Here is an 11,590-nt window from a genome sequence, read left to right on the forward strand (position 1 = left end):
GACGTTTTTCAGGTTGGTTTACACTTACATACTACCCTCGCGGATACTTTTAAATTCCCGATAATGCCGGACGATGAAGGCAATTTTTTGCGCTTCGGGCCACTCGTCCGGTATCCAGTTGATTTTCAGGCCGTCTTTTTCCATTTTCCTGAAAAAGGTCATCTGCCGTTTTGCAAATCGATGAATTTCTGTTTCCAGCTTTGCATACATTTCTCCGTAGTCCATTTCTCCCGTCAGGTAATGCGTCACATACTTATATTCCAGCCCATAGTAAATCAATTGATCGGGAGTGATCCCCTGATCTAAAAGGCCTTGCACCTCTTCTGTTAAACCTTGCTTTAACCGGGCAGCCAGCCGGCCGCTGATCTTTTGTCGCCGTGTTTCGACCGGAGGGTCAAGGCCGAAAATTATGGCAGGATACACTGGCTCTTTTGTACCAAACTGTATTTGATGTTGAGGATGTTCATCCAGAAATGCGGCAATTTCGAGCGCGCGTATCAGCCGCTTGCGTGTGGAAGTGTCCGCGAATGCATGGTAAGGCGAATCCGATTGCCGAAACCGTTCGAGTAGCTGTTCGGTTGTCTGGTTTTCCAAACTTTCGCGTAAAGGCGCATTCACCGGCACCGTGTCGTTTGCATGCCCTTTCAGCAATGCGTAAATATAAAACCCGGTACCGCCGCAAACAACCGGAATGCGCTCCCTCGCGACGACCTCCCGATAGGCCGTGGCGAAATCGTGCTGGAAATCGTTGACATTGTACTGTTCACCGGCATCACGAATATTAATCAGATGGTAAGGGATATTTTTACCGTCCACCACATATTCACTAAGGTCCTTTCCGGTCCCGATGTCCATCTGCCGGTAAACCTGCCGGGAATCGGCACTGAGTATCTCGCCGCCTATTTCGTGCGCGACCCGCGTCGCAAGATGCGTCTTGCCCGAGGCGGTTGGCCCCAGAATGACTAGTAAGGGCGTTTTCTTATTCATTAAACCGGGCGATTTTAAGGGTTTTTACATACTTGATACTGCCCAGGTTGCACACGGTAAGGTATACCTTCGGTGGATTTTCCGGCAAATCTCCGGCCCCGAACGGTTTGCCGGTCCGCTCTCCGGTGGCCGTGTTGACATACACCTTACGGGGCATCATTTCTCCCTTTTTTTCAAAACCCAACTGACGATAGCTGCGGCCGTCCGACCATTCAAGATCCGCGTAGGTCATGATATCGTCCGGTAATTTCTCGCGAATGAAAGCATTCAACAGCTTATCGAGCGCGCCAACTACATTGGTACCGGGCAAGCTGGCGAAACGGATCAGTTCGTGCGATCTGAACGGCCTGTCGCTTTGCCCGAAAATGCGTGCGTGGCTGAACGTAGCGACGGCCACCATCCATTCGCCGGCCGGTTTTTCCATGGCGAAACCATGGGGTAATATACGGTAATATCGCTCCGGCAAAAACAGTCCGTACCGGAATTTCGACGCGGTACTGCCGTTCAGATGACTTCCCTCGAGAAACGCGGAAGCAGTCGCGGTATCGATCCTGCGTACCTGGGTGAGGCGGGCGGGAATTTTGGTCGAAATACCCAGCATCGCCGCCAGCCGCGACCGGACAATGCCTTTTCGCGCAGCCCAATAATCTTCCCAAACCACAACCGCCCGGGTCCCATCGTCCCGCGTGGCCGACAACCGCTTTTTCAATTCCGCAGGCAGAAGTTCATGCTGCGCTTTCCGCCAAGACTCGAACGTGACCGCGATCACCTCCATGCGCAACCTGCTGTCTTCGAAGACACCTATTACGGGCAATGCAAAGCCGGGTTTTTCGAGGAATACCGCACGGAACCCTATGGATATTAACCAGTCGCAAAGTTGGTCCGGAAATGATATTTGTTCTGCCAATTTGAAATGCCCGAATAAAGGGGGCAAGTTAAGTCGGGAAAGTCTGACAACAAAAAAACGCGCCGATGCGGCGCGTTCCAATCAGAGTGTCATATAATGGATTACTTGCCTCCTAACCCGAAAATGATGCCGACATTGACTCCCCCGAATTTGGAAGTAGATTCAAAGTCGATATTATTGGGTGATCCGGTTTCCGAGCTATGGTTTTTGTTGCCAAATACGAAGTGATAAATGCCCTCTACCTGTATACCCAGGTTACCGAACGCGAACACCACACCGGCGCGGGGAGCTGCACCAAAATTGCTGTGTTTCGACGATTCGAGTACCGTTTCACCGTTCCATTTCGCCTTGTATTTGGAAAAATACACACCTGCGTCACCGCCGACATACGGACGGATCACGCCATCGGTAAAGAAATAGTCCAGTGTACCGGTCACGGGAGTCAGAGTTCCCGTGGTAGTCAGCGTCTGGCCGGCCACCCGGTAATCGCTACCGTCGGCGTAAATCTTGCCGGCCACCCCGATCGCAAATTGCGGCGACGCGAATACGCGAAGGTTTACGCCACCGCCCGCCACCGTTTTGGAATCTTCCACGTTGGATTTTGCCACGCCACCTTGCAACCCGAGGGAAAACTGTGCAAAGCTTGCCGATGTTCCCGCAATAACCAATGCAAAAACTGCCAGCGAGAGGATTAGTTTCTTTTTCATGTTGATGTATGGATTTGGTTAATAGTTCCGAAATCGTCATCCATAATCAGTCCAACACGGAAAAATTGCATTACAGCAGCATTATAACATTGTCATACAATCCATTACAATAACAATTTATTTTTATTGTACTATTCAGACGGCCTGTTTCTGTGCAAAATATTCCTCATCCTGATGGGCTGCCTCCCACCCGATAAGCGCTTTCTTGCGCAGGCGGCCCCACCGGTATTCGCCAAGAACGCCCTCTTTACGGATGACCCTGTGACACGGAATAATGTAAGCGATCGGGTTATCGCCTACGGCCGATCCGACTGCCCGAACGGCTTTCGGATGACCGATTTTCTCGGCGATCTGCTGGTAAGTCGTCACGGCGCCCTGTGGAATGCTTAACAACGCCTCCCATACTTTCAGCTGAAAATTGGTACCCTGGACAAGCAGCGGTAGTTTTTCGAACGATTGGTGATCCCGGTTGAAAATGCGCCCGATATAGCCGGCTGTCAACGACTGGTCGGCGCGGATGGTGGCATAATGCCACTTGCGGGCGAGTTCTATCAATTGCAGGTCGCGGGTGGCTTCTTCGACGAACGCCATGGCGCAAATACCCCGGTCGGTTGCAGCCAAAAAGCATTCTCCGAACGGTGTCTCATGGAAGCCATAGCTGATCACCAGCCCCTTACCCGCGCTTTTGTACTCTTGCGGCGTGACGCCTTCAATCGAAATAAAGTGATCGTAAACGCGGCTCTGGCTGGAAAGTCCGGCAGATTCGGCCAGTTCGGCCAAATTGTTCGATTCCCTGATCTTCTCTTTCAGATAAGCCGCGGTAATGTATTGCAGGAAGCGTTTGGGGCTCACCCCGGCCCATTCCGAAAACACCCGCTGGAAATGGAACTGGCTGATACTGACTTCATCGGCAACCTCCGTAAGCGACGGCTGTCCTTTCGCATTCGCCACGATGTATTCAATGGCTCTCGCGATCTTTTCGTAATTATAAGCTTGCTGGTTCATTGGATTTTTTAATTTGTCGATACAAATTTGGCACGGCCGCTGCCGGCAGCCAACCCGAAACTTGCGCAAGTATCTGCACCAGTTACGAAGCGGGCCTGGCGCCGTTTCTGTACGCAGGCTTATATTCGCATCAGTTTAAAACCACGACATTACCTCGAATTTTTCTCAGCCATGAAGTTAGTTTTTACGAGCCTTTTTACCATATCTATTGCATTCGGCAGCCATTCCCAGAACTTTAAAGCCGACCTGCGCAAACTCAACGGCCAGGTCGAGGCGGCGTATAAAAACCGGAAGCTGACCGCCAACGAATACGCCAAACTGAAACGGGAACACGATGCAATCCGGCTGACGATCGACAAGGCGCTGGCCGACGACATCCTGACGCCCGACGAAAAGAACAGGATCCATTCGAAAATTGTCCGTTCCCGGAAGCGATTGGCCAAATACAAAACCAACCGGGAAATCTATTAAATACGAATGGCTCCTGCAACATATTTGCGGGAGCCACCGGGAGAGGACATTCGGAAAGGATCAATAGTCCTTTTTGCCATCCTTCTTCGCCTTTTTCTCAGCTCTTTTTTCTTTCAGGGTTTTAGTAGCCTCTTTTTTGGCGCTCCCCTTGTCCAGGTTTTTTCCTTTGGCCATGACTATGAATTTAGAGTAGTGTAGATCGTTTAAATAACTGCAATAACCCGCGCATTTGTATCTGTAACGCGAAAATTATTGTCTTTGTGTGATCCGGTCCATGATCAGATTGGCACGCGCACCGGTGTCACCGTCGCTCGGACTTCTTCCTTCACCGCGTAACTCCTGAACGATCAGGCTAATGAGCGGTTGCTGCACGTGTTGCGGGTAAGGAACGTGGAACACTTCGATGCCTTCGGACGTTTCGAGATGGATATCGAATTTTTCGAAAAACGAGAAGGTAATGCGGCCGTTGGAGCCGATAATCTGCGTCTGGTCCTCGCGTTGGTCCTTATCCACCGTAAAACACCAGCTTCCCTTACCTAATATACCCGATTCGAACTCGAAATTGGCCACTACGATATCATCGGCCTCGTACAGGCCCGCCTGGTTGCGCGCGATGCCAGACGCGTGGCGAATCGGCCCGAAGACGAATTCGAGGAAGTCGAACTGGTGTGAAGCAAGGTCGTGGAAATGGCCGCCTCCGGAAATTTCCGGTTTCACACGCCAGCGTGGCCTGGCATCGGGGCCTATTTCTTCCTCGTAGGGTTGCCATTGCAGACAGATATCCACAAACCGGACGTCCCCTATGGCTTTTTTGTCGACAAGCTCCTTCACTTTCAGGAAGTAGTCGAGCGCACGGCGATAATAGGCTACAAAAACCGGAACGCCCGTCCGTTTGCTTTCCGCATTGATCCGGTCGCATTCAGCAGCGTTGCGCGCCATCGGTTTTTCGATGTAGACCGGTTTTCCCGCCTGCATGGCCCTGATGGCGAGGCTTTCGTGCGCATCCGGCGGCGTGGCAATATAAACCGCGTTGACCTCGGGATCGTTGATGAGCGCATCCGCGTCGTCGTACCATTTGGGTACGCCGTGACGTTCGGCATAGTCTTTTGCCAGCGCGCCATCGCGGCGCATCACCGCCACCAGCGAGGAATTAGGTACCTTGGCGAATGCAGGCCCGCTTTTTATCTCGGTCACATTTCCGCAACCGATAATACCCCATTTGATCTGATCCATTGGACAGGTTTTTAGGTTTTGAACTAATCAACCTGCATAATAATTATTTATAAACAGAAATCTACTTTAAATTGAACACCAACATTTCCTGACGGTACGAATGGAATCGCAACCGAACAATCCGCTTCACGGCAAAACGCTGGAAGCTATCCTCCACGAACTTGTGGACTATTACGGCTGGGAGCAAATGGGCTACTATGTGAATATCAACAGCTTTCAGCACGACCCGAGTGTGAAATCGAGCCTCAAATTTTTGAGAAAAACTCCCTGGGCGCGTAAGAAAGTCGAGGATTTGTACCTGAAAATGCTGGCACGAAAGTAGAACCGGCTGTTTTACCCATTGTTCACTTCAACAGATTGAATATTTATGGCTTTTGTAGATTATTATCAAATTCTTGGAATCGATAAAAATGCCGACGAGAAGGCCATTAAGAGTGCATACAGAAAACTGGCGAGAAAATACCACCCTGATCTGAACCCGAACGACAAGGAAGCGGAGAAGAAGTTCAAGGAGGTGAACGAGGCCAACGAGGTGCTGAGCGACCCTGAAAAACGGAAGAAATACGACAAATACGGCAAGGACTGGCAACACAGCGAAGAATTCGAGCGGGCGCGCCAGGCACGCAGCCAGGCCGGGGGACACGAGGGCCAGTGGTTCGGCGGGGGTGGCGAAGGTTTCTCGGATTTTTTCGAATCGATGTTCGGCTCGGGCTTTGGCGGCGGGCGCCAGGCGCGTTTCCGCGGACAGGACTACCAGGCGGAAATCCAGCTGAGCCTGCGGGAGGCTTATGAAACCCACAAGCAGACACTTACCGTAAATGGCAAGAATATCCGCATTACGATTCCGGCAGGCGTTGAAAACGGCCAGACGATCAAGATCGCAGGCCACGGCGGCCCCGGGAGCAACGGCGGCCCGAATGGCGATCTGTATATTACCTTTTCCGTGGCGGCCGACGAAAAATTCAGGCGTTCGGGCAATGATCTGCATGTGAAGGCGGATCTCGATCTGTACACGGCGGTTCTGGGCGGTGAGCTGGTGGTGGAGACGTTGAACGGCAAGGTGAAACTGCCTGTCAAGCCCGAGACACAGAATGGCAGCACCGTTCGGCTGAAAGGCAAGGGCTTCCCGGTTTACAAACAGGAAGGCAAATTCGGCGACCTTTACGTGACTTTCGACATAAAGATTCCTACCAACCTCAGCGAGCGGCAAAAAGAACTGTTCACAGAATTGGCTAAATCCTGAAACGATATGGAAAATGATCAATTGATTGCTATCGATGTATTCTGCTCGAATTATGAAGTGGAATACTCATTTGTAGAGTCATTGCAGGAACACGACCTCATCGAGACGGTGGCGATAGGCAACACCCGCTTTTTACAGGTGCCGCAGCTCAGCCGGATCGAGCGCATTATCCGGCTCCATCACGACCTGGACATCAACCTCGAAGGCATCGCGGCCATCCAGGGCCTGCTGAACCGCATCGAGCAACTCGATAAAGAGGTGACGTCACTAAGGAACCGCCTCCGGTTTTACGAGCCCGGCATATAATATGTTGATGCATTGCCGGATAACCGGCTATCTTTGCACTCCATTTAAAAATCAAGGGCAGGCCCGGACAGGCTTTCCTCCTTTATTACTATGAAATTTGAAGACTATCCCATTGCCCCGGAAATCAAACGGAGCCTGGAAACGGCGGGGTTCAAAAAACCGACCGACATCCAGTTCAAAGCGATTCCGGCGGTGATGAAGGGAGAAGACGTGCTCGCTATCGCGCAAACCGGGACAGGCAAAACGGCCGCTTTCGCGATCCCTGTGGTAGACAAACTCCATAAGCAGAAGTCGTCCAGCCGGTCGGAGGGCATCAAATGCGTGGTCATGGTGCCTACACGGGAGCTGGCGATCCAGATTGCCGAGGTGTTCGGAAACATCGCCCGGTACACGAAAGTGAAGGCTTTCAGCGTATTCGGGGGCGTGGAGCAGGGCCCGCAGATCGCGAAGCTGGAAAAGGGGATCGACATTCTCGTGTCGACGCCGGGGCGGATGTTCGACCTCGTGAGCCAGGGTTATATCAAGCTGGACCGCGTCGACACGCTTATCCTCGACGAAGCCGATCATATGCTCGACCTCGGCTTTATCAAAGACATTCAGGACCTTATCCGGCATTTGCCCAAAAGACGGCAAACCTTGTTCTTCTCCGCGACTATCGACGAAAAGATTAAGAAACTGGCCTATTCGCTCGTAAGGAACGCGATCCGCATTCAAATTTCCCCGAAAAATCCGGTGGCGAAAAACATCGACCATTCCGTCGCGTTTGTGGCAATGGATGACAAGCGTTTTTTCCTGGAAAGGATTATCCGGCAGAATGAGAATAAAAAGATCCTCGTGTTCGTACGCACGAAGGTACGCGCCGAACGCGTGCATAACGCGCTCGAACGCATGGAGATCGACAGTCTCACCATTCACGGGGACAAGCAGCAGGCCGACCGGCTTACCGCTCTGAACGAGTTCCGGAACGGTAAGGTGAAAGTGCTGATCGCCACGGACGTCAGCGCCCGCGGCATCGATATTCCGAATGTAGATTACGTGATCAATTACGACCTCCCCGAGCAGCCCGAAAACTACGTGCACCGTGTAGGCCGGACCGGTCGCGGCATGCAAAAAGGCATTGCCGTATCGTTTTGCAGCAATGAGGAAAAGCCGCTGCTCGATGAGATCCAGCAATACCTCGACAAACCCATTGCCGTGGTCGACATCAGCGCCGCGGACTATGCCCAGACGCTCGATTTCACAGCCGACGCGTCCAACGATTTGAATGCGCTGATGCGGGAAGTGGAGGAATTCGAGTCCCGGCAGAAAAAGAAAGGAAAAAAATAGCGCAATAAAAAAGGCTTTCAGAACCGTTCCGAAAGCCTTTTTCATAGGTATATTTTGCTTATTCCTCGTATTTGTCGGCGATAATCTGTCCGCGAATTTCCCCGTAAGGATTTTCCTCGGTAGGAATGTTGATGTACATCATTCCCATGATCAACTGGGTTTGCTCCTCCTCGTTTTTCAGTTTATAGGTACCTGTAACCTGGCCGGTTGGGTTTTCAGCCAGCGTCTGGATGATTCCGCCTCTTTCCCATGCCGGGTTGGCAGCGTTGAGCGTTACCGAAGTGGGTTTAATATTTTGGAAATTAATATTGTATTTCAGGTCCATGGTATTCTTGTTGTACTCAAAAACCCCTGTGCCTTGTGCAGAAGAGGTAGCTTTTGGAACAGTTGGACTACTATTAATGACAGCCGAGAACTTGACAATGTCATCTTTGTGAGGCCCTTCCTCTTTACAGGAAGTGACAAATCCTAACATCAAAACTCCTGCGATCAATAGTAAAAAACGTTTCATTGGCTTTTTCATACAGCGTTAAATTAAAAATTTGACTCCTAAATATACATACAAACTCATATGTTGCAAAAATGATACCAATCGGACCGTTAAATGTTCCACAAATCACTTTTGCGGATATAGACGATCCGGTTATTCCAGATCACCCTGTCCCAGTGGTCCACAGAGCCTATAATCGTCAGTTTATGGCCTTTTCCCACCCTTTCGACCACTCCCGCCGCCGACGAGGGTTCATCGCGCAGGAAGGTATTTTCGTTCACTATAATGCACGTTTGATAAAGGGAAGGGACATTTAATATTCCCAGCAATGCCAGCAGATAAACTACAATGGAAACCTTGTGAATCTGCAAAATAGGCTCCTTTCGGCGTGTCTTTGTGACCATTATGACAACGATATAGGTGCCCAAAGTTAGGAGCAATATCGGAATGTAATCACCATATTTTCGATAAAATATTATGAAATAGTTGTAATCGTCGAATTCATAGCCACTTAGATTTTGCTCTTTGGCGAGCTTATCCATTTTTTCGAAAAGGTGCCTTGACGGCTGTACCAGGGCCAGTTTTGAGAGGTAGAAGAGGCAATCGGTATAATTGTTCGTTTTCTCGGCAAGGAAGGCGAGCTTCAACAGGAGCGCCTGGCTATTTTTTTCGGTTAGGTTGAAATTTTTTTTATAGAGCATTTGGGCCTCGGGATACCGGGCGATAGCGAACAGAGAATCAGCGATTTTGAGCTCCTTCCGATTAGCGCAGAAAGCTGTCACCGGTCCGAAAAAAGCCAGGAATAAAAACGAAAAAAAAAGGTTTTTCTTATTTGACGCTTGCATTATACTTTAAAGAATTCTACTTTTGCATCGCAATTACGGAAAACGCCACGGCTAATCCAAAACTGCAAAGTCTCGAAAGCCCCGAAAGCAAATAGAAACCGATTCCGTAGCTCAGCTGGTAGAGCAATACACTTTTAATGTATGGGTCCTGGGTTCGAATCCCAGCGGGATCACTGAAAGCGCCTCAAAGGGCGCTTTTTTTGTTTTAAATTGTTCTGAAAATCAGCTTGTTTCAAAATTTTTGAGTCATTCCTGATCAAAGTAACCTATCCGATTCGGTTACCGTTTCGGTTACCTATTTGATTTTCTAAATTAGGTAACCGAATTTCCGAAAATAGCTTGTGTGATGTGGTTTTGAGGAAATCGATGCGTCGCCTGCGGGAAGTCCCCACAGGGAACATTAGATCACTTAAAAATGTGAAGGATGAAAAGCAATCAGAAACTTTCGATCCTCTTCTGGCTATTCAAAGCCAAAGCAACCAAAGACGGCAAAGCGCCGATCTATGTCCGGATTACCATCGATGGCCTCGATGACGAAATCTCTCTCGGCAAAAAAGTGCACCCCGATGACTGGTGCAACCAAACCAAAAAGGTTACTGCGTCAGGCATGGAAGCCAAACTGATCAACATTGCTATCGATCAGGCGCGCACCTCGCTGACATCCCAATTCATGGTGCTGCAATCGCAGTTTGAATGCATCACGCCTACGATGCTCAAAAACGTCTACAAAGGCAAACCGGTCGAAGACAAAGTCGATGCTCCCCAGCCAGGATCGAAGAAGCAGCAGACCCTGCTTCAAGCCTTCGACGAACACATCGAGAAATTCGAATTAATGGTTCAACGAGGCATGCGTTCGGACAACACACTGCGACATTGGCGAAAACTTAAAAGACATGTTACAGCTTTCATCAAGTTTCAGTACAAAGCATCTGACCTGAATTTTTCAGAGTTATCTGGTTTGTTTGCCGAAGAGCTCTACGAATACCTGACGCTCTACAAGCCCAAACCGCTCGCTGAGGTATCTGCTCGCAAGGATGTGAAATGGACCAGGCAGATAGTAAAAATCGGCGTCAAAAAAGATTTCATAACGCGCAACCCGATGGAAGGTTTCAAATGCTCCGGCGGCGATGTGGAGGTAATTCCATTGGAGTTCGAACAGGTGGAGCGAATCCACCGAAAGAAATTGCATGTTGAAAGACTGGCTGAGGTGCGCGACGCTTTCATCTTTCAATGCTTTACCGGTTTTGCTTACCAGGACATTTATGGTCTCACTCGTGATAGCATAACGCTTGTGGGTCCGAAGAGAGAAAGGTGGCTGGTTCGGAAACGAGGTAAAACGCAGGTCGGCGAAATGGTACCGATACTGCCTATCGTTGAAGAATTGATTGAAAAATACAAGGATCATCCCTATTGCGTAGCACACGATAAATTGATCCCAGTGAACAGCAATTTCAGGTACAACACCTATTTGAAAGAGCTGGCAGATCTCTGCGATATCCGTGACATCACGGGAAGTATCAGGAGATTAGATACTCATGATGCCAGGCATTTCTTTGCAGATATGATGTTGAATAATGGCGTTCCATTAGAAGACGTCAGCAAGATGCTTGGTCATAGAAACATCAGAACTACGATGCGTTATTGCCGGGTGAGGAAATCGCGCATCAGTGAAAATGTGGGACTGGTAAGAGATCGGTTGTTTACTAAAACCGGGAAACTCCGACAAGCATCCTGAACATCTCCAAGGTGGGTGGCCTCACACCGTCAATGTGATGTTAGCAGCTTGATCAGGTGAAGCTTCGCTATAAGAGGCCTACAGCTGGATCACCTAAAGCGCCTCAAAGGGCGCTTTTTTCGTTCAAAAACGTCATTTTTTCACTGTTTTAGAAGACAAGCATATCCTTCTGATTCATAGTGTACACTCAACTAAGAGCCAATATGTCTGGCAATGTGGCTGACGAAGGGAGAGTTGTTTGCACCGTCAGATCCTAAGTTTTGTCGCTGTTTCAGGATCGTATCGCACATCGACTATAAATTTGGGCCATTCCGATCGAAAGCATTGGTGTAATT

General features: G+C 49.6%; 13 protein-coding genes and 1 tRNA gene. 7 read left to right on the forward strand and 7 right to left on the reverse strand.

The annotated features are described in order from the left end of the window. Window positions 1-24 precede the first annotated feature (24 nt). From miaA to ABV298_RS31490, 4 genes are all read right to left on the reverse strand, one after another. A complete protein-coding gene (gene miaA, locus ABV298_RS31475) occupies window positions 25-987 on the reverse strand; it encodes a tRNA (adenosine(37)-N6)-dimethylallyltransferase MiaA (RefSeq protein ID WP_353720071.1) in 963 nt (320 codons plus the stop codon). Further along, window positions 980-1,894: a hypothetical protein gene (locus tag ABV298_RS31480; protein WP_353720072.1), complete on the reverse strand. Its 915-nt coding sequence runs from the start codon at window positions 1,892-1,894 to the stop codon at window positions 980-982. Before ABV298_RS31480 ends, miaA begins: the two co-directional genes overlap by 8 nt. 101 nt (window positions 1,895-1,995) lie before the next feature. Continuing rightward, the gene (locus ABV298_RS31485) at window positions 1,996-2,601 is read right to left on the reverse strand and encodes a hypothetical protein (protein ID WP_353720073.1); all 606 of its coding nucleotides are present in this window, start codon (window positions 2,599-2,601) and stop codon (window positions 1,996-1,998) included. A 135-nt stretch (window positions 2,602-2,736) separates the two neighbouring features. Further along, window positions 2,737-3,606 carry a methylated-DNA--[protein]-cysteine S-methyltransferase gene (locus tag ABV298_RS31490; RefSeq protein ID WP_353720074.1) on the reverse strand — a complete coding sequence of 290 codons (870 nt, stop codon included), beginning with the start codon at window positions 3,604-3,606 and terminating at the stop codon, window positions 2,737-2,739. A 171-nt stretch (window positions 3,607-3,777) separates the two neighbouring features. Here ABV298_RS31490 and ABV298_RS31495 point away from each other — a divergent pair, with 171 nt between their 5' ends. Further along, window positions 3,778-4,077: a hypothetical protein gene (locus ABV298_RS31495; RefSeq protein ID WP_353720075.1), complete on the forward strand. Its 300-nt coding sequence runs from the start codon at window positions 3,778-3,780 to the stop codon at window positions 4,075-4,077. 249 nt (window positions 4,078-4,326) lie between these two features. Here ABV298_RS31495 and ABV298_RS31500 read toward each other — a convergent pair whose 3' ends face one another. Beyond that, a complete protein-coding gene (locus tag ABV298_RS31500) occupies window positions 4,327-5,310 on the reverse strand; it encodes a Gfo/Idh/MocA family oxidoreductase (protein ID WP_353720076.1) in 984 nt (327 codons plus the stop codon). A gap of 100 nt (window positions 5,311-5,410) precedes the next feature. On the opposite strand from ABV298_RS31500, the gene ABV298_RS31505 reads away from it, so the two are divergent. The 4 genes from ABV298_RS31505 (at window position 5,411) to ABV298_RS31520 (ending at window position 8,185) form a co-directional block, all read left to right on the forward strand. Then, window positions 5,411-5,632, forward strand: a complete 222-nt coding sequence (locus ABV298_RS31505; RefSeq protein WP_353720077.1) for a VF530 family protein — start codon at window positions 5,411-5,413, stop codon at window positions 5,630-5,632. Between the two features lie 45 nt (window positions 5,633-5,677). After that, entirely contained in the window at window positions 5,678-6,553 is an 876-nt protein-coding gene (locus ABV298_RS31510) for a J domain-containing protein (RefSeq protein WP_353720078.1), read from the forward strand. Window positions 6,554-6,559: 6 nt separating this feature from the next. Then, window positions 6,560-6,859 (forward strand): chaperone modulator CbpM, encoded by a 300-nt coding sequence (locus tag ABV298_RS31515; RefSeq protein WP_353720079.1) that lies wholly within the window; start codon window positions 6,560-6,562, stop codon window positions 6,857-6,859. 90 nt (window positions 6,860-6,949) lie between these two features. After that, window positions 6,950-8,185 carry a DEAD/DEAH box helicase gene (locus ABV298_RS31520; protein WP_353720080.1) on the forward strand — a complete coding sequence of 412 codons (1,236 nt, stop codon included), beginning with the start codon at window positions 6,950-6,952 and terminating at the stop codon, window positions 8,183-8,185. Window positions 8,186-8,243: 58 nt separating this feature from the next. On the opposite strand, the gene ABV298_RS31525 is transcribed toward ABV298_RS31520, so the two are convergent. Together ABV298_RS31525 and ABV298_RS31530 are read right to left on the reverse strand one after the other, a co-directional pair. Continuing rightward, on the reverse strand, window positions 8,244-8,708 hold the full coding sequence (locus ABV298_RS31525) for a CHRD domain-containing protein (protein ID WP_353720081.1): 465 nt from the start codon (window positions 8,706-8,708) through the stop codon (window positions 8,244-8,246). A 77-nt stretch (window positions 8,709-8,785) separates the two neighbouring features. Further along, window positions 8,786-9,376 carry an SH3 domain-containing protein gene (locus ABV298_RS31530; protein ID WP_353720082.1) on the reverse strand — a complete coding sequence of 197 codons (591 nt, stop codon included), beginning with the start codon at window positions 9,374-9,376 and terminating at the stop codon, window positions 8,786-8,788. A 244-nt stretch (window positions 9,377-9,620) separates the two neighbouring features. On the opposite strand from ABV298_RS31530, the gene ABV298_RS31535 reads away from it, so the two are divergent. Both ABV298_RS31535 and ABV298_RS31540 read left to right on the forward strand, forming a co-directional pair. Further along, window positions 9,621-9,693: transfer RNA gene (locus ABV298_RS31535), tRNA-Lys, on the forward strand. A gap of 251 nt (window positions 9,694-9,944) precedes the next feature. Further along, window positions 9,945-11,255, forward strand: a complete 1,311-nt coding sequence (locus ABV298_RS31540; RefSeq protein WP_353720083.1) for a site-specific integrase — start codon at window positions 9,945-9,947, stop codon at window positions 11,253-11,255. Window positions 11,256-11,590: the final 335 nt, after the last annotated feature.

This window comes from Dyadobacter sp. 676, from assembly GCF_040448675.1.
Classification (GTDB): Bacteria; Bacteroidota; Bacteroidia; order Cytophagales; family Spirosomataceae; genus Dyadobacter.

What these genes read in the sequence shown, in the direction of transcription:
- ABV298_RS31530 (WP_353720082.1), bottom strand. Translation starts at nt 9,376, where the DNA reads ATGCTCTATAAAAAAAATTTCAACCTAACCGAAAAAAATAGCCAGGCG.
- ABV298_RS31520 (WP_353720080.1), top strand. Translation starts at nt 6,950, where the DNA reads ATGAAATTTGAAGACTATCCCATTGCCCCGGAAATCAAACGGAGCCTG.
- ABV298_RS31485 (WP_353720073.1), bottom strand. Translation starts at nt 2,601, where the DNA reads ATGAAAAAGAAACTAATCCTCTCGCTGGCAGTTTTTGCATTGGTTATT.
- miaA (WP_353720071.1), bottom strand. Translation starts at nt 987, where the DNA reads ATGAATAAGAAAACGCCCTTACTAGTCATTCTGGGGCCAACCGCCTCG.
- ABV298_RS31525 (WP_353720081.1), bottom strand. Translation starts at nt 8,708, where the DNA reads ATGAAAAAGCCAATGAAACGTTTTTTACTATTGATCGCAGGAGTTTTG.
- ABV298_RS31505 (WP_353720077.1), top strand. Translation starts at nt 5,411, where the DNA reads ATGGAATCGCAACCGAACAATCCGCTTCACGGCAAAACGCTGGAAGCT.
- ABV298_RS31540 (WP_353720083.1), top strand. Translation starts at nt 9,945, where the DNA reads ATGAAAAGCAATCAGAAACTTTCGATCCTCTTCTGGCTATTCAAAGCC.
- ABV298_RS31515 (WP_353720079.1), top strand. Translation starts at nt 6,560, where the DNA reads ATGGAAAATGATCAATTGATTGCTATCGATGTATTCTGCTCGAATTAT.
- ABV298_RS31490 (WP_353720074.1), bottom strand. Translation starts at nt 3,606, where the DNA reads ATGAACCAGCAAGCTTATAATTACGAAAAGATCGCGAGAGCCATTGAA.
- ABV298_RS31510 (WP_353720078.1), top strand. Translation starts at nt 5,678, where the DNA reads ATGGCTTTTGTAGATTATTATCAAATTCTTGGAATCGATAAAAATGCC.
- ABV298_RS31500 (WP_353720076.1), bottom strand. Translation starts at nt 5,310, where the DNA reads ATGGATCAGATCAAATGGGGTATTATCGGTTGCGGAAATGTGACCGAG.
- ABV298_RS31495 (WP_353720075.1), top strand. Translation starts at nt 3,778, where the DNA reads ATGAAGTTAGTTTTTACGAGCCTTTTTACCATATCTATTGCATTCGGC.